The sequence below is a fragment of the Streptomyces sp. NPDC052910 genome (assembly GCF_055585605.1).
In genome coordinates this window covers 209032-225744 of the sequence record NZ_JBVJJR010000001.1, presented here as the reverse complement: position 1 = coordinate 225744, position 16713 = coordinate 209032, and the positions used below count along the sequence as shown (strand labels likewise).

Sequence of the window (16713 nt, the reverse complement as noted above, 5' to 3'; positions counted from 1 at the left end):
GGGATCAGGGCTCCCTGCGCCACCGGGCGTCCACGTCGCTGGGCGCGGTGACACCGAAGTCGGCCACCGTGTACTGGTGGTGGGTGCCCGGGTAACTGCGCAGGCGGGGCGGGTCGTCGTAGTACGAGTGGCGCTGGGGGCGCCGCAGGCGCAGCCCCCGGGCCCGCAGCCGCATCAGGGTCTCCACCACGGGACGGGCCAGCCGTGGCTCGGGGTAGGTGAAGGCCCTGCGCAGTGGCTCGTCCATCAGGCTGACGACGCCCGCGCGGGCGAGGGGGCGGACCGGTGGTGCCACCCAGGAACAGGCGATGTCCAGTACGTAGTCCGCGACTTTGCGGCCCGTCGCCGACGGTGCGAACCAGGTCTGCTCGTACTCCCTGTTGAAGCGTTCCAGCCCGGCGTAGTCGTCCGGCAGGTCCTTGACGTTCATGCGGGTGCCGATGGCCCGGTAGAAGCAGAAGGCGGCGGTCTTCTCCTGTTCGAGCAGCGGACGCCATCCGTAGCGGGCGATCCACCGGACCGGCTCGCAGACGAGTGCCGACAGGGTGTAGAGCAGGTGCTCGTTGCGGATGGTGTACCAGTGGTGGGCCCGGTTCATGGTGCGCAGGGCGACCTTGCCTTCCGGGGAGTCGTACCCGTACTTGGCGAGGGCTGCCAGGAGGGCGAGGGTGTCGTCGTACCGCCGCTGGCCGGCCCGGGCGAACTGGCCGGTGGCGTCGATGAGTTCCGCGATCTCGGGCACGGCGAACATGCGGATCAGGGCCAGCTCCAGGGAGCGCTGGTAGTCCCAGGGGAACTCCAGTCCGGTACTGAGCCGGTAGATCAAGAGGTGGTCGCGCACGCCGTCGAGCGAGGCGATGTGGCGGGCACGGTCGTAGCGGGCGCACCGGGAGGGGGGCTTCGGGCTGGCAGACATACTGCCGCATGATCGGACCATGAGCCGTCGCCGGGGAAGGGGCGGGTCCCTCGTGCGGCGTACGCGGCGGGAGGCCGCGCCCGGCCGCTCACCGGTTCGGGTGGTCTTCCGGCCGGACGGCGCATCCTTTCGGCCGGAAACCCGTTCATGTGATGATCCGCACCCGGTGTCGTGCCGGTCGTGGCGGCCCATGGTGAACGCGGTGAGGGGACCGTCATGACCGTGCACACGACGACCCACGCGCCCTTCGACGGGCGGCCCCTGGGCCGGGTGCCGCACTGCACGCCGAACGACGCGGAACGCGCCTTCGCCGAGGCCCGCCGCGCCCAGCGCCTCTGGGCCCGCCGGCCGGTGGGCGAGCGGGCCGCCGTCCTGCGCCGGGTGCACGAACTCGTCCTGCGCCGCCACGAGGAGGCGCTGGACCTGATCCAGCTCGAATCCGGCAAGGCACGCAAGGACGCCTTCGAGGAAGTCGTCGACGTCGCCTTGACGGCCCGGTACTACGGCCGGCACGCACCCGCCCTGCTGCGGCCCAGGCGCCGGCGCGGCGCGGTGCCGGGCTTCACCCACACCGTCGAATACCGCCACCCCCGCGGTGTCGTCGGTGTCATCGCCCCGTGGAACTACCCGCTCACGTTCGCGCTCTGCGACGCCCTGCCCGCGCTCGTGGCAGGCAACGCCGTGGTGTGCAAGCCCGATCTCCAGGGGACCTTCACGGCGGTGTGGGCCCGTGAACTGCTGGAGCGCGCGGGTCTGCCCCCCGGGCTGTTCCGGCTCGTGACCGGCCCCGGCGGCGAAGCCGGCCCCCTGGTCGTCTCCCACAGCGACTACGTGTGCTTCACCGGATCCCCGGCCACGGGCAGGAGCGTCGCCGCCTCGGCCGGCCGGCGCCTGGTGGGCTGCACGCTGGAACTGGGCGGGAAGAACGCCCTCATCGTGCTGCACGACGCGGACGTGCCCAGGGCGGTCGACGGGGCGGTCCGCGCCTGCTTCGCCAACGCGGGCCAACTGTGCATGTCGGCCGAGCGCGTACTCGTCCACGAAAGCCTCTACCCGGCGTTCCTGGCGAAGTTCGCGGCGCGGACGCGCTCCCTGCGGCTGGGAGCGGCCCTCGACTACAGCGCGGACATGGGTTCACTCGTGTCCCCCGCCCATCTCCGCACCGTCGACGCCCTCGTCCGGGACGCCCTGGGCAAGGGCGCCCGATTGATCACCGGCGGCCGCCCGCGCCCGGACCTGGGCCCGTGCTTCTACGAACCCACGATCCTGACCGGCGTCACCGAGGACATGACCGTCGACGGCCGGGAAGTGTTCGGACCGGTCGCGAGCGTCCACCCCGTCCGGGACGAGGACGACGCCGTGCGCCGGGCCAACGCCGGCCCCTACGGCCTCAACGCCAGCATCTGGACCCGCGACGCCGCGCGCGGCCGTCGCCTCGCCCGGCGCGTCCGGGCCGGTACGGTCAACATCAACGAGTCCTACGCCGCCGCCTACTCGTCCGTGGACGCGCCCATGGGCGGCATGGGGGAGTCCGGACTCGGCCGCCGCCACGGCCGCGAGGGCCTCCTCGCCTACACCGAGGCACAGACCGTCGCCACCCAACGCCTGCTGCCCCTGCGGGCCCCCGCGCGAGTGCCCCAGCACCTCTACGCCCAGGCCACCCGTCGCCTCCTTCTCCTGGCCGCGGCGAGACGCCCCGCTCGGCGGGCGGACCATTGAGCCCCGAGCCGGAGCGCACCGGCACGCCACAGGGGCCGGTGACGGTGGGGCGCCGGTCGACCGCCCCCCGGCAGCGGCCCGGGCCGTTCCGCACCCGGTGCGCACACCGGTCGCGGACCCTGCCCCTCAGCCCAGCCGCGCCGCCTTCAGCGTCATGTGCAGCAGCAGCCGGTCCTCGCCGTTGTCCAGGTCCAGGCCGGTGAGCTGTTCCACCCGGGACAGCCGGTAGTAGAGCGTCTGCCGGTGGATGCCGAGGGCGGCCGCCGCGCGGCCGGCCTGGCCGGCGCAGTCGAGGTAGACCTCGGTGGTGCGGGCCAGCTCCGCGTGGGAACGCTCCAGCAGCGGGCGGACGGCGTGGTCGGCCGCCCGGTCGGCCGGCAGGCCGGTCAGGACGCGGTACGGGCCGATGGCCGCCCATTCGGCGAGCGGGCCGAGCCGCCGTTCGGCCGCCGCCGCGCGGGCGGCGGACAGCGCCTCCGCCCAGGCGTCGGTGAGCTCCGCGAGCCCCCTGCGCGGGGTGCCCAGGCCGGCGGCGGCCAGGCCGGGACCGCCGTCCGCGCCCGCCCGGGGCGAGTGCAGCAGCCGGTCGGCGGCGGCCCGGGCGGGTGCCGGGGCGCTGAGGGCACGCAGCCGGACCAGCGCGGCCAGGGCCGCCGAGCCGTCCGGCAGGCTGTCCGGCACGGCGCAGAGCGCCGCCACGCCGGAGCGGGCGGCGAACGCCGACCCCGGCCGGTCGCCCGTCGCGTCGTCGCCGTCGTCGGAGTCCGTGCGCCAGGGCGCCACCGCCAGCAGCGCCAGCGGCCCGTCCGCCGCCGGGCCCAGCGCCTCCCGGAGGGCGAGGCGCGCCGCGTCCCGGCCGGCCGGGCGCGCGGTCAGCAGGTCCCGCAGCAGCTCGCCCAGCTCGGCGCCGGCGCGGGCCTCGGCGGCGAGCAGGGCGCCGATCCGGGCGGCGGTCTCCATCGCCTGCGCCACGCGCGGGTCCGGCGCGGCCGGGTCCAGGTCGACGCCGGCCAGGTGCTCGTCGTCCAGCAGCCAGACGTAGCCGTGCACCACGCCCCGGTGGCGTACGGGAAGGCAGACGCGGCCCTTGAAGACGCCCGCCGCCGGGTCCGGCGGGATGCGCATCGGCGCCTGGGCCCGGGCGATGCCGAACGCCTCGAACCAGGCCCGGACGGCCGCCGTCGAGCGCCGCTGGAGGATCGAGCGCGTCCGGACGGGGTCCATGGACATCTCCAGGTCGTCGTCGCCGCCGTGCGCGCCGAAGGCGATCAGGCCGAAATCCCGGTCCTCCAGGGTCGCGGGCGCGCCGAGCACCGCCGAGATCTCGTCCACGAGCTGCTGGTACTCGCCCCGCATGACGCGCCGCGCTCCATTTCTCCGGCTCGTCCCGGCTTCCGCCGACCGCCCGCCGGGCTTTCGTCCGATTCGCCCCCGCCTCCGTGGCCTCCGGGAACCATTGTCATACATGTGTCTGAGATCCCGGCCACGGATGCGTGACAGGTGTCGATGGCCCGCGGGGTGGCGCGAAACCTACGTTTCACGTCGAGTTGGTTATGCCGTCGTCCCGGGTGGGACCGGCCGTCATCGTGGAGGTGCCCGTGCTGGGTCCCGTCATCCTCGCCGCCTCGCGCAGCGACCGCATGCGTCGCTTCGTGTCGGCCGCCCCGGGCACCAAGCAGGTCGTCGACCGCTTCATCGCGGGCGAGACCGTCGGCCAGGTCATTCCGATCGTCAAGGACGCCGCGGCCAAGGGCCTGGAGGTCACCCTCGACGTCGTCGGCGAGGACATCACCACCGTCGAGCAGTCGTACGCGGCCCGTGACGCCTACCTGGAGCTGATCGAGCGCCTCAAGGAGCTGGGCCTCGGCGAGCGCGCCGAGATGTCCGTGAAGCTGTCGATGTTCGGCCAGGCGCTGGAGGGCGGCCACGAGCTGGCCCTCGCCAACGTCCGCCCGGTCGTCGAGGCCGCCGCCGCCATCGGCACCACCGTCACGCTGGACGCCGAGGACCACACCACCCTCGACTCGATGTTCGCCATCCACGAGGAGCTGCGGAAGGACTTCCCGCGGACCGGCTGCGTCATCCAGGCGTACCTCTTCCGCACCGAGGACGACGCCCGCCGGCTCGCCGCCGCCGGCAGCCGGGTGCGTATCGTGAAGGGTGCGTACAAGGAACCCGCCTCCGTCGCCTACCAGGACAAGGCCGAGATCGACAAGGCGTTCGTCAGGATCGTCAGGATCCTGATGGCGGGCGAGGGCTACCCGATGATCGGGTCCCACGACCCGCGCCTGATCGCGATCACCCAGGAGCTGGCCCGGCAGGCGGGGCGCAAGCTCGACGAGTACGAGTTCCAGATGCTCTACGGCATCCGCGGTGACGAGCACGTCCGGCTGGCCGCCGAGGGCCACCGGATGCGGGTCTACACGGCCTACGGCACCGACTGGTACGGGTACTTCATGCGCCGCCTCGCCGAGAAGCCCGCCAACCTGCTGTTCTTCCTCCGCTCGATGATCACCAAGGGCTGAGACCCTCCAACCCCGTAAGGAGTCCGAGACTCATGGACGCTGTCACCCAGGTCCCCGCCCCGGTCAACGAGCCGGTGCACTCCTACGCCCCGGGCACCCCGGAGCGCGCCCGCCTCGAGGCCAAGCTCAAGGAGCTGGCCGACAACCCCGTCGACCTGCCGATGACGATCAACGGCGAGAAGCGGATGGGCGGCGGCGAGCGCTTCGACGTCGTGCAGCCGCACAACCACCAGGCCCGCCTCGGCACCTACGCCAACGCCACCGAGCAGGACGCCCAGGACGCGATCGACGCCGCCCTGGCCGCCGCCCCGGCCTGGCGCGCCATGTCCTTCGACGACCGCGCCGCGATCATCCTGCGCGCCGCCGAGCTGCTCGCCGGCCCCTGGCGTGAGACGCTGGCCGCCTCCACCATGCTCGGCCAGTCGAAGACCGCCCAGCAGGCCGAGATCGACACCCCCTGCGAGCTCGTCGACTTCTGGCGCTTCAACGTGCACTTCGCGCGCCAGATCCTCGCCGAGCAGCCGGTCGCCAACTCCACCGGCGTGTGGAACCGCAGCGACCACCGCCCGCTGGAGGGCTTCGTCTACGCGATCACGCCGTTCAACTTCACGGCCATCGCCGGCAACCTCCCGACCGCCCCCGCCCTCATGGGCAACGTCGTCGTCTGGAAGCCGTCCCCGACCCAGACCCACTCCGCCGTGCTGCTCATGCAGCTCCTGGAGGAGGCCGGCCTGCCCAAGGGCGTCATCAACCTGGTGACCGGCGACGGCATCGCCGTCTCCGAGGTGGCCCTGAACCACCCCGAGCTCGCGGGCATCCACTTCACCGGCTCCACCAAGACCTTCCAATACCTCTGGAAGACCGTCGGCAACAACATCGAGAAGTACAAGGGCTACCCGCGCCTCGTCGGCGAGACCGGCGGCAAGGACTTCGTCGTCGCCCACCCGAGCGCCGACCGCGCCATCCTGAAGACCGCACTGACCCGCGGCTCCTTCGAGTTCCAGGGCCAGAAGTGCTCCGCCTCCTCCCGCGCCTACATCCCCCGCTCCATCTGGGAGGACGGCTTCAAGGAGGAGTTCGCGGCCGAGGTCGACGGCATCACCATGGGTGACGTCACCGACCTGTCCCACTTCATCGGCGCCGTCATCGACGAGCGGTCCTTCGCCAAGAACAAGGCCGCCATCGACCGCGCCAAGTCCGACCCGACCTGCACCATCGTCGCGGGCGGCAGCTACGACGACTCGGTCGGCTACTTCGTCCGCCCGACCGTCATCGAGTGCACCGACCCGTCCAACGAGGTCTTCACCACCGAGTACTTCGGCCCGATCCTCGCCGTCCACGTCTACGAGGACGACCAGTACGACGCGATGCTGGAGCAGATGGAGTCGGTGTCGGCCTACGCGCTGACCGGCTCGGTCATCGCCCAGGACCGCGCCGCCGCCGCCCACACGATGGAGAAGCTGCGCTTCGCCGCGGGCAACTTCTACATCAACGACAAGTCGACCGGCGCCGTCGTCGGCCAGCAGCCCTTCGGCGGCGGCCGCGCCTCGGGCACGAACGACAAGGCCGGTGCGGCCACCAACCTCCTGCGCTGGGTCTCGACCCGGTCCATCAAGGAGACCCTGGTCCCGCCGACCGACTACCGCTACCCGCACATGGGCTGACCTGCCCTTCCCCGGGGATTCCGGGTTCCCGGGATTTCCGGGGTTCCCGCCCCCGTCCGGCTCCCGCCGGGCGGGGGCGTTTCCGCCGGTGCTGTCGGTCGGTGCTGTCGGTCCGGCGGGGGCGCGGGCGGGGCCGCGCGGGCGGGGCCGCCACTGCCGGGAGACGGGCGCCCCGGCTCAAGGGATGACGCCCGGGCTCAGGGAGCGGCGCCTAGGCTCACGGAATGAACCGTGACGAGAAGACGGCGCTTCTGGAGTGGTGGGCCAACCCGTCCACCTGCCTGGCCCGGATCCCTGTCAGAGCGACGGCCACCGCGAGTCCGGGCGAGTGGGAGGCCCTGATCCCGCCACCTCACGGCCAAGGCACCCGCGAGAACCTCGAAGAGCTCATCGACACGGACCCTGGCTTCACCCTCCGCTTCGCCACCTCGGCCGTCGAGGTCCGGGCGGAGGCCCCCGACGACACCGGCCGCCTTCGGCTGACCGCCGTCCCGTCGCCGTAACCGCCGGACCTTCGCGACATGGCGGGCGCGGCGACGGTTCCAGGCGGAGAAGTTTCAGCGGCGGTGGTGCCACGCGGTGACGGTCGTGCGGGGCGGCGGCTCTACGCGGCGGCGGTCGTGCGCGGCGGTGGTCGTGCGGTTCTGCGGTTTTGCGGTGTGGCGGTTCTACGCGGCGACGGCGTAGGCGGGCGCGCCGAGCCGCAGCTCCGCGAGCGTCCCGGCACGTGCCGCGTCCAGGGCCGCCCTGACCCGGCGCGCCTGATGCGGCGAGCAGCGGTCGCCGAGAGCGCCGACGGGGACCCAGGCGTAACCGGCCAGTTCCGGCCGCTCGGGAAGCCGTACGCCGGTGTCTCCTGTCTCTCCTGTCTCTCCTGTGTCGCTGGTGTCGCCGGTGTCGAGGGCGCCGACGGCGTACACGAAGGTGACGCCGGCCTCGACCCCGCCGCCCCGCGCCCAGTCGACGACGAGCAGCCGCTCCGGCCGGACGGCCAGTCCGGTCTCCTCCCGCACGGTTCTGGCCATGGTCTCCCAGGCCGGCTCACCCGCCGCCGCCGGCCCTCCGGGCAACCGGAAGTTGCTGCCGGGTACGCCGGGGTGCGAAGGCGACACCATGAGCACGTCCCGCTCGTCGGCTCCGCCGGGGGAAGGACGGCAGATCAGCGCCCGGGCGGCCACCCGCACACACGGCGCGGAACCCGCGGCCGTACGCGCGTCGAGTACCCGCCGGTGCCCCAGCAACTCCCTGACGATCAGGGCCAGGCTCCGGCAGTGGCTGAACGCCGACTCCAGCCCGTTCCCGGGACCCGTGCACCGGGCCCGGTACGTCGCCTCGTCGGCGGCCCCCTCGGCGGCGACCCGCCGCGGATCGCCCACCGGCAGCGACTCCCGCGCCGTGACCTTGATCCAGGGCGCCCACTCGCCGATGAAACGGCGCAGCTCGGCGGCCGACGCCTCCATGATCTCCGCCGGGGGCGGCATGGACGCGGTGAGGATCAGGCCGACCACGCTTTCGATCTCCGCTTCGGCCGCGGGGCGGAGGGCCGGTGGGGCGGCCTGTCGGCCTCCGTTGGGCATGGCGGTACCGGGCCAGACGGGCATGGGGTCGCTCTCCTCGGTGGGGGGACGGCTGTCGGGAACCGGGGCACGTGGGCGCGAACCCTTGCGCTCGCTTATGTGTGCGATACCGCACGGCGGGCATCACAGTGAGGATTCGAACGCAGCGTCGTGCGGCGGGAGTTACGCGTCCCGGTTCCGATCTCCAGTATCGTCCTCAGCCCCTATGCTCACCCCATCTCAGGGTTGAGTGCTGACCAAGTCGATTGGGGGATACAACTATGGCTGGTGCTGCTCCACTTGATCCGTACCAAGCACGAGTCGCAGCGCTCGGAGCGGCGATCCGCGAGCACCGGCTTACGAAGGGGTGGAAGCAGAGGGAGCTCGGCAAGGCGGTTGCCCTGTCGAACACCGCGATTTCCCACTTCGAAAAGGGCACGCACGTGCCGAGGCGCGACGTCGCCCGCCGCATCGACCGTGCGTTGGGCGCCAACGGTCGCATCTGGAAGCTCCGTGACGAACTCGACGACGATCCCGATGCCGTGTGGGTGCGCCGGGCGTTCTGGTTCGAGTCCCGGTCGATCGGCCTTCGTGACATCAGTTGCGCAGTTCCTGCCCTCCTGCAGAATGCCGCGTATGAACGGGCGATCATCGAGAAGCACATTCCGTTCTGGGGCGGCAATGTAGAGGACAAGCTCAAGTACCGAGCTCGTCGGCACCAACTCTTCGAGGGTTCCGGTCGGCCCCACTTTTCTACGGTGCTCACCGAGGCTGCCCTCCACACGGTGATCGGTAGCGGAGCGATCATGCGGGAGCAGCTTGCGGACTTGGTTGCCGCGTCTCAGACGCCGGGGATCGAGGTACGCATCGCGCCCTTCGACGGCGACGCCGACATCGTGCAGAGCGTTGGAAGATTCACCATCATGGAGCTTCCCGCAGGCAAGAAGGTGGTGTACAATCAATCCGGCTTTCGAGGCGGCGTGATCACCAAACAAGAAGCGGTGGACGAATATGCCAGCTTCTATGATCGGCTCCAGGCCGGGGTGCTGGACGCCAAGGCATCAAGAATGCTGATTCGCAAGGTGATGGGTAGGGCCTACCGCCTGTACCTCTAGCCTCCATGTCCCCAACCGCCTGGAGTGGAGGGCGATGTCGGCCGTACCGAGATCGCCGAACAGTTCCCCGGCATCCTCCCCATCCGCGACTCCAAAACCCCCACCGCCCCCGATCATCGTCCCCCGAGCCGCCTGGGCCTCCTTCGTGACCGCAGTGGCCGCCACGTCCTGAGGACGAAAACCGTGCCTGAACACCGCACGGCAAGCCGCACCGCCTGCCGGATGGTCGTTCCCTGGTCCGGCGGCCGTGAGAGGGGCGGGCGTCCCCTCTTTCGGGGCGCGTCGGCCGGGCATGAACGCTAGACGGGGGAGGGGCGGACGCATTGCCGGGCGACGCACTTCTCCTTGCCTCTCACGAGAGGGGGGAGTGGAGAGGCGGGGCGTGTCCTATGCCTTGGATCAAGGGAAACGGGGGCGTGTCGGGTCGGTGAGCCGGGCAGCATGGCGGGGTGGCTGATCTGCTGTGGAATGACGTGAAGCGCTTCTTCGACCCGGACACGGTGGGGGCGTTGCCGGACGTGCGTGTCCCGGATGCCTCGGTGGAGGACTGGCAGGCGGTCCTCGATCTGATCGCGGAGAAGGGCTGGAAGTGCCGGTACTCCGAGGGGGAGACGGTGCTTCCGGTGCCCCGGGCGGAGGCCGTGCTGTCCCGTCCGGTGGACGCCGAGTGCCCGAGCCTGCGGGTCTGGCCGGCTGCCGATGTGTTGGCGATCTTCCGTTTCCATGCCGGCGATGAAGTCGACTTCGACGTCGACGTGAGGGAGTTGCAGGGTCAGGATCGCCTTGACGTGTTCTGCGGCTTCCTTCGGGAGATCGGGCGGCGGCTGGGCAAGCCGGTGTTGATGGACCCGGAAGGCGACTGTGGCCATCCGGTGATCGGCTTCGATGTCGAGGCCGGTCGAGTCGTTCTCCTTGCAGATCCGCCACGTCAGGTGACTGCGGCCGACGGCTGCGGCTCGTAGAAGGTCCCGTCGCGGAGCATCGCGAACAGGACGTCGGCCCTGCGTCGGGCGAGGCAGGGCAGGGCCTGGGTGCGATGTTTGCCCTGGGCGGTCTTCTTGCCGTAACAGCCCGGGACACGGGGGCGCCCAGGGCTGCGAACGCGGAGAGGAAGAAAGCCCCTTGAGCTGCTTGTCTCCTCTCCTGGAGGGCTGTTCGCCGCGGATCCGGGAACCTGAGCTCCGGGTCGCCGGGTCGCCGGGGCAAGTCCGGCGTAGGTGGCGAAGTGGCCGGCGGTCGCCGTCGGCCGGCCCCGCGGATCGGGGGCGGTGAGCCGAACCGCTCCGGCAGTGTGAGGGTGGCTGGTGCTGCGACCGTGGCCCCAGGACCCGTTCCGGCGAGGGGTGGAGCTGGACCGGCAGGCCGTGCGGCCGGTTCGCGGCCCGGGGTGCTTCCCCTGCGAGGTCGTCGTCGAACCCGGAGTGATCATCTCCGGCTCGGCGAGCATCACGTCCTCGCCGGCGAGGGCCCGCAGCGTGTGGGGCATCGCGCGGACCGCGTCCGCGATGATGAACGCGTCCCTCGCATCTGTCTTCGCCTCACCTGGATAGAGGTCGGCGATCCGCCGCATCCATGCCTGGCCTGGAGTTTCGGGAACAGTTCGCGGAGCTTGGGCTCGGTGTGGGGAAGCCGTTCGCCGAACGCTTTCTTCCCGGCCGGTGTCACGGCGGTGGCGTCGTGTCCGCCCTTTTGCGGAGTCACGAAAACGGTGACGGCGGGGTCGGTCGCGAGGTCGTGCGGTCCCGGGACAGGATGGGCCCCATGAAACCGTCGCCCACGCTGTCCGCCACGGAGATCACCACGGGCCGGCTCCGGCTGCGCGCCGCGCACGACACCGATCGCGACGGACTCGTGGAACTGCAGACCGATCCACAGGTCCGGCGGTACCTCGGCGGTCCGAGACCGCGACACGCCGTCGAGGGGTATCTCGACGCGATCGGTGCCGCGCACGTCACCGACAAGCCCGGCACGTTCGTCATCGCCGACGAGACGACCGACCGGCTCATCGGCACGCTCGTGCTCGACCGACGCTCCGCCGAGCTTCCCGGGCACGTCACCGAGGAGGGGGATGAACTCGAACTGACCTACCTGCTGCGTCGCGGGAGTTGGGGCGCGGGCCTGGCGTTCGAAGGCGCACGGCGCGGAGCAGACCCTGGCGGTGACCGACTTGCACTCGTTCAAAGCCTGACCGGCAGGCGGCAAGTAGCAGGCGGCAGGTGTCGGCTGGCACGCGGCCCGGGTCACCTCCCATGCCACCGGCCGAGCCGACGCCAGTAGGCTCGCGGTCATGGTCTTGCTGAGCGATCCTCGGTTGGTCGACATCCCCGTGCTCGACTGCGGGGAGCCGCTTGTGGACGTCGCGACGGTTCCGGCGGTGACGCTGGACCCGCGGGAACGGGACGCGGCCGGCGCCTACGGCCGGGTCAGGGCCGGGGTGCTCGAACGTCTGCGCGCGGCATCCGGGAGGCTTCCCGAGGGCATCGGGTTCCTCGTCATCGAAGGCCATCGCAGCCCGCGGGAACAAGCCCGCCGCTTCGCGCTGTACGAGGACCGTCTGCGGCTTTCGGGGATCGCGGACCCGGCCGAGCGCCGACGTCTGACCAGCGCTTTCGTCTCTCCGGTCGAGGTGGCTCCGCACTGTGCCGGCTCCGCACTCGACCTGACACTCGTCGACGCGGACGGCGTCGAGCAGGACATGGGCGGCCCGGTGAACGGACACCGCACGGGAGGCGAACGGACGTGCCCGTTCGAGGCCCCGGGGCTGTCGGAGGCCGCACGGGAGAACCGCGGCCTCCTGGCCCGTTGCCTGAGTGCGGAGGGCTTCGTCAACTACCCGAGTGAGTGGTGGCATTGGTCGTACGGCGACCGCTACTGGGCACTCGTGACGGGCACCCGCGCCGCCGTCTACGGGCCGGTCTGAGGGGCCGGTTGCCCTCGGCCCGAACCGGCAGGGCCTCCAGCGCGGCAGACACCGAAGGAACCGACCCGGGGCGGCGACACCGCGTTCACCACAATCACCAGCATCACCGCGATTACCGAGATGTCAGAATGTCGACCTCACAGCCCGGTGCGAACGGATCGAAGCCGTGCTCGACCAACCAGCGCACGGCCGACAGGCACCGCACGGACCACCACGCGCGGATCACGTCGAGGTCGACGCCGGCGTCGGAGCCGTAGCCGGTGAGGACGTCGCCGAGGTGCTCCTCGTGTCCGAGCGTCAGGGTGGCGAGGTCGAACAGCGCGTCACCCTGGCCCGCCTCGGACCAGTCGATGATGCCGGTGATCTCGTCACCGTCGGCGAACACGTGGGTGATCTGCAAGTCTCCGTGCGTGAACACCGGGTCCAGGGCCGGAGTACGGCCTCGGCGATCCGGCGGTTGCGGGCGACCTGATCACCGGACAGGACCCCGTTCGCCACGAGCCACTCGCATGCGCCGTCGAGATCCGCCGCCAACGCGTCGCGACTTCGTCCGGCCCGGCCGGGCCACGGCGGCGGTGGCGCGTCGTGCACCGTCCGGATGGCGGCACCCGCCGCGGCCCACGCCGCCGGCGAGGCGGTCGACGGGACGCCGAGGCGGCCGAGCGCCGCCCCGCGTACCGCACCGATCGCGAGCACGGGCGGCTCACGCCACAGGACTTCCGGGGTCGGCACGGGCGCCATCGCCATCGCTTTGACCTCGACGTCGACGCGCGCCTGGTCGGCGTCCACCTTCAGGAACACGTCACCGACACGCAGGGTCACGCGCTCGGAGTGGGCGACGACGACCTCGACCTCATCCATGGCGCCCAGCATCCCCGGTGGGCCGCCCGCGGCGCCGGGAATATCGGGAGCGATCGCACCGCCGCCGGGGTTCCGCCGGCCGGGGGCGGTGTGCCAGCGTGGGGCGCCATGGAGAATGATCACGAGAGGGACGCGGAGCTGGCACGAGCAGTGCGGCTGCGGGAAGAGGGACAGGCCGAGCATGCCCGGGAGCGGCTGACGGAGCTGGCCGAGCGGTATCCGGAGGACGCCGAGATCGCCTACCAGACCGCCTGGGTGCACGACGTCCTCGGCCTGGAGGCCGAGGCCGTGCCGTTCTATGAGCGGGCCCTGGCCGACGGTGACGGACTGGCTCCGCAAGCCCGTCACGGGGCCTTCGTCGGACTGGGGAGCACGTTCCGGGTCCTGGGCCGGTACGGGGCGGCCGTGCGGACGCTTCGGCGTGGGCTCGAAGAGTTTCCGGACGATCCGGCGCTGCGGGTCTTCCTGTCCATGGCGCTGTACAACGAGGGCGAAGGCCGCGAGGCGGTGCGGTTGTTGCTGAAGACGGTGGCCGCCACCAGCGGCGACCGTCGGGTGCGGGACTACCGGAGGGCGATCGAGTATTACGCCGACGACCTGGACGGTGTGCAGCAGGCGGCGGAGGAGTCACCGAAAGCGGAGGGCTGAGTCGTCGGCGGTGCGGGCGGGCGTCCCGACGGCCGGGCGGTCCCGCTCGCGTCGCGGCCCCGCTCACGTCTCGGCCCCGGCACGCCGACGGCCCGCACGCGCGTCCACGTCGGCCGTTCCCCCGTTCGCCGTCTCAGATAGTAGGAAGCCCGAGTAAATACCGCGACAGCGCGGGAATGCTCGCTTAGCGTGGAGGAAGCCGAGCGTCCCGCTCCATCGAGCGACGGCGGATGCGGCCGGGCGCGCGAGCGCAGGTGACCCCTGTGAGCGCCCGGGCCCCCGCCCCTTCCCGGCTCGGTTTTCACGCCGGATTCCATCCGGTCCCGCCCAATCCCACTCGTCCTCACCAGACCGCATTCCTCGCAGGGCTTCTTGCAGGGCTTCTTCCAGAGGAGACGTGACCCATGGCCGAGACCACCGCCGTCCGCAAACCCCGCCGCACCCGCCGTGCCGAGCGCGACGCCGACCGCATCAACGCCGCCGCGGCCCTCCAGCGCGCCCTCGACCGCCGCGACAACGGGGGCCCGGCGGGCCTCTAGGTTCTGCCTCCTCGGTCGGCGTCGAGCCCGGACGAGGAGCACGGCGAAGAGGGAACGCCGCCTGCCAGTCTGTCTTCCCCGAGCGGAGTGCCAGGTCGCCTGGCCTGCAGGGACGCCGACCCCGACGCCCCATCGGCCGCAGCCGGCGTCCGTTGACGTTGCCGTCAGCATCGCCGTCAGCGTTGTCGTCAAGCAGCGCGAAAGACCCGCCGGAGAACTCCGGCGGGCCTTCACCACTCACATGGCGGGTCGTCGTCGATGACCGGGGCCCGGCCGATCGCCCCGAGGAGGGCGAGGGACAGGGTGTCAGGCTCGGATCTCACGCCATCTCCGGGGCATTCCCGCGCCGGGCAGCGGGCGTGCTTCGGGTGGGTGGATCACCGTACGAGCGATCCACCCACCCGCAGTCACGTCAGCCGGTCGCAGGGACGAGGTTGTGCTCCGTGCCGAGGCGTTCGCTGCCGGTGTCCTCGTAGAGGGAGGTCTCGCCGTCGGACCAGCGGATGACGAGGTCGTCGGTGCGGCCGTTACCGGTGAAGTCGCCGGTGGTCATCACGGTGCTGTGGGTCCAGGTGCTCCAGTTGCCGCCGCGGACGGTGTGCCTGGCGCCCACATGGCTGGTGGTGGTGCCCACGTAGCTGTTGATCGAGCCGTCCTTCCAGCGCACCAGCAGATCCCACCTGCCGCTGCCGCTGTACTCGCCGGCGGTCAGCAATGTCACGTCCTCCCAAGCCTTGTTGGAGTCCATGAGCTTGTGCTCCTCCGAGAACTCCTTCTCGGCGCCGACGTTCGTGTAAAGGGTCAGCTCGCCATCGGACCAGCGCACCATCAGGTCGGTGACGTACTTGGCGGCGATGAAGCGGCCCGCGGTGATCTGGGTGGCGTGCTGCCAGGTCTTGGCCTTGTCCTTGTCTTTGTCCTTGTCGACCATCGTGATGCCGTTCCAGTTCAGCCCCTTGGAGCCGACATCGCCGTAGAGGGAGACCTCGCCATCGGACCAGCGCACGATCAGGTCGAACTGAGTGGAGCCGGTGAAGTCACCGGCGGTGATCCCTTCCGCGTGCTTCCAGGTGGCGTTCTTCCCCAAGAGCTGCCGCTCGCCGCTGAACCCGCCGCGGCCGTCGCTGTTGTAGAGGGTGATCTCACCGTCGGTCCACACCACAATCAAATCACTGCGCCCGCGGCCGGTGAAGTCGCCGGAGGCCATCAGCTTGGCGTGCTTCCACGTGCTGGCGCCGCCCATGGTGTACGGGAGGCGGGGCTGCTGGTACTTGCCATAGTTGGGATGGCGGCCGTGCTGGGCGTCGTCGTAGAGGCGGAAGAAATAGTCCTGGTGCATCGGGCTGTAGGTGATGCGGTCGTACATGCCGGGGTACCGGGGGTCGCTTTTGTCTATGCCACCGCCATTCCAGCCGCCGACGTTGCCGATGATCTCACCGGTCCCGTCATTGTTCAGCTTGGAGAACCACGGTCCGCCCGAGACACCACCCCACATGCCGGCGCAGTCGATCTGCATCTGGTTGTACCTCGGCAACGGCGACGTCTTGGTGGAACACTTCACCGCCGTGTCGGCCCGGTTATGGCCGATCATGGGATATTCGAAGATCGTGACGTTGTTGTAAAAGGTCTTGGTTCTGCCGAGAGTGTTGCCCCCCACTACGTCCTGTACGTTCTTGCCCTTGAGTGACTTCAAGCCGGCGAAGGTGAAATCCAGGTCGGAGACGGCGGTTTTATCGTTTCGTTGGTATTGCCCGTAGATGAACCAGGTTTTCACGGGCCAGATTCCGTACGGCCCTCGACTTGAGAGGAGCTTGATACCCGTTGGGTGTCCGCCCTGAGGGGTCGGTGGCGGAGGCCATGCGCTCCGGCGTCCAGAACCGTCTCAGCTCCTCCGCCTCCGCGTCGCCGTCCGTGCTGCCCTGAGTGGGGTCCGTCGGGGCAGGGGAGGCGCTTCGCTCCGGGGGAGCCGGCGGCATAGGGCCGAGGTGGGGGATGTCGCTGTTCTGGGGGCGGCGCCGGGGGGCGTGAGACGTATGGAGGGCGCCGGGTTGGATGCGCCGAGTGGGTTCGGAGTGGGTGCGTTGGCGGCGGTTGCCGGGCTGACAGCCAGGACAACGAGACCTGTTGCGGCCATGACGGCGCGCCGAAGCCGTGCTCCGTGCAATGACATGCGTTTTCACTCTTCATTCAGAATTCGAACTTCCCTGTTTTCAGAGAAGCCTTTTAAGGGCGGGCGCCCACAAGGAATAT

14 protein-coding genes and 3 pseudogenes are annotated in these 16713 nt (G+C 70.8%); 10 read left to right on the top strand and 7 right to left on the bottom strand.

Features of this window, described 5'->3' with window-relative positions; all coding sequences use genetic code 11:
* Nucleotides 1-4: 4 nt before the first annotated feature.
* A complete protein-coding gene (locus ACZ6X9_RS01010) occupies nt 5-916 on the bottom strand; it encodes an oxygenase MpaB family protein (protein WP_469775808.1) in 912 nt (303 codons plus the stop codon).
* A gap of 216 nt (nt 917-1132) precedes the next feature.
* Here ACZ6X9_RS01010 and ACZ6X9_RS01005 point away from each other — a divergent pair, with 216 nt between their 5' ends.
* Nucleotides 1133-2635: a succinic semialdehyde dehydrogenase gene (locus tag ACZ6X9_RS01005; protein ID WP_469775807.1), complete on the top strand. Its 1503-nt coding sequence runs from the start codon at nt 1133-1135 to the stop codon at nt 2633-2635.
* Between the two features lie 126 nt (nt 2636-2761).
* Here ACZ6X9_RS01005 and ACZ6X9_RS01000 read toward each other — a convergent pair whose 3' ends face one another.
* Complete coding sequence (locus tag ACZ6X9_RS01000) at nt 2762-3991, bottom strand: PucR family transcriptional regulator (RefSeq protein ID WP_469775806.1); 1230 nt, start codon at nt 3989-3991, stop codon at nt 2762-2764.
* A gap of 242 nt (nt 3992-4233) precedes the next feature.
* On the opposite strand from ACZ6X9_RS01000, the gene ACZ6X9_RS00995 reads away from it, so the two are divergent.
* The 3 genes from ACZ6X9_RS00995 (at nt 4234) to ACZ6X9_RS00985 (ending at nt 7327) form a co-directional block, all read left to right on the top strand.
* On the top strand, nt 4234-5160 hold the full coding sequence (locus ACZ6X9_RS00995; RefSeq protein ID WP_469775805.1) for a proline dehydrogenase family protein: 927 nt from the start codon (nt 4234-4236) through the stop codon (nt 5158-5160).
* A gap of 32 nt (nt 5161-5192) precedes the next feature.
* Nucleotides 5193-6824 carry an L-glutamate gamma-semialdehyde dehydrogenase gene (gene pruA, locus ACZ6X9_RS00990; protein WP_469775804.1) on the top strand — a complete coding sequence of 544 codons (1632 nt, stop codon included), beginning with the start codon at nt 5193-5195 and terminating at the stop codon, nt 6822-6824.
* 224 nt (nt 6825-7048) lie between these two features.
* Nucleotides 7049-7327, top strand: coding sequence for a hypothetical protein (locus ACZ6X9_RS00985; protein WP_469775803.1), 279 nt, complete (start codon nt 7049-7051; stop codon nt 7325-7327).
* A 165-nt stretch (nt 7328-7492) separates the two neighbouring features.
* Here ACZ6X9_RS00985 and ACZ6X9_RS00980 read toward each other — a convergent pair whose 3' ends face one another.
* Complete coding sequence (locus tag ACZ6X9_RS00980) at nt 7493-8425, bottom strand: DUF6415 family natural product biosynthesis protein (RefSeq protein ID WP_469775802.1); 933 nt, start codon at nt 8423-8425, stop codon at nt 7493-7495.
* Nucleotides 8426-8661: 236 nt separating this feature from the next.
* Here ACZ6X9_RS00980 and ACZ6X9_RS00975 point away from each other — a divergent pair, with 236 nt between their 5' ends.
* Entirely contained in the window at nt 8662-9495 is an 834-nt protein-coding gene (locus ACZ6X9_RS00975) for a helix-turn-helix domain-containing protein (RefSeq protein WP_469775801.1), read from the top strand.
* Between the two features lie 449 nt (nt 9496-9944).
* Nucleotides 9945-10457 (top strand): hypothetical protein, encoded by a 513-nt coding sequence (locus ACZ6X9_RS00970; protein ID WP_469775800.1) that lies wholly within the window; start codon nt 9945-9947, stop codon nt 10455-10457.
* Here ACZ6X9_RS00970 and ACZ6X9_RS00965 read toward each other — a convergent pair.
* Together ACZ6X9_RS00965 and ACZ6X9_RS00960 are read right to left on the bottom strand one after the other, a co-directional pair.
* Nucleotides 10424-10735: pseudogene (locus ACZ6X9_RS00965) on the bottom strand (transposase); the annotation flags it as partial. The gene ACZ6X9_RS00970 and the pseudogene ACZ6X9_RS00965 sit on opposite strands and share 34 nt — an antisense overlap.
* A 264-nt stretch (nt 10736-10999) precedes the next feature.
* Nucleotides 11000-11065, bottom strand: a pseudogene (locus tag ACZ6X9_RS00960) (hypothetical protein); the annotation flags it as partial.
* A gap of 2 nt (nt 11066-11067) precedes the next feature.
* Between ACZ6X9_RS00960 and ACZ6X9_RS00955 the strand changes: the two are divergent.
* Both ACZ6X9_RS00955 and ACZ6X9_RS00950 read left to right on the top strand, forming a co-directional pair.
* Entirely contained in the window at nt 11068-11772 is a 705-nt protein-coding gene (locus tag ACZ6X9_RS00955) for a GNAT family N-acetyltransferase (protein ID WP_469775799.1), read from the top strand.
* Nucleotides 11773-11782: 10 nt separating this feature from the next.
* The gene (locus ACZ6X9_RS00950) at nt 11783-12415 is read left to right on the top strand and encodes a M15 family metallopeptidase (protein ID WP_469775798.1); all 633 of its coding nucleotides are present in this window, start codon (nt 11783-11785) and stop codon (nt 12413-12415) included.
* A 112-nt stretch (nt 12416-12527) separates the two neighbouring features.
* Here ACZ6X9_RS00950 and ACZ6X9_RS00945 read toward each other — a convergent pair.
* A pseudogene (locus tag ACZ6X9_RS00945) lies at nt 12528-13276 on the bottom strand (phosphotransferase family protein).
* Between the two features lie 108 nt (nt 13277-13384).
* Here ACZ6X9_RS00945 and ACZ6X9_RS00940 point away from each other — a divergent pair.
* Together ACZ6X9_RS00940 and ACZ6X9_RS00935 are read left to right on the top strand one after the other, a co-directional pair.
* A complete protein-coding gene (locus ACZ6X9_RS00940; protein ID WP_469775797.1) occupies nt 13385-13924 on the top strand; it encodes a tetratricopeptide repeat protein in 540 nt (179 codons plus the stop codon).
* A 404-nt stretch (nt 13925-14328) separates the two neighbouring features.
* Nucleotides 14329-14463: a hypothetical protein gene (locus tag ACZ6X9_RS00935; protein ID WP_469775796.1), complete on the top strand. Its 135-nt coding sequence runs from the start codon at nt 14329-14331 to the stop codon at nt 14461-14463.
* Nucleotides 14464-14875: 412 nt separating this feature from the next.
* On the opposite strand, the gene ACZ6X9_RS00930 is transcribed toward ACZ6X9_RS00935, so the two are convergent.
* The gene (locus tag ACZ6X9_RS00930) at nt 14876-16237 is read right to left on the bottom strand and encodes a trypsin-like serine peptidase (RefSeq protein ID WP_469775795.1); all 1362 of its coding nucleotides are present in this window, start codon (nt 16235-16237) and stop codon (nt 14876-14878) included.
* Between the last annotated feature and the right edge of the window lie 476 nt (nt 16238-16713).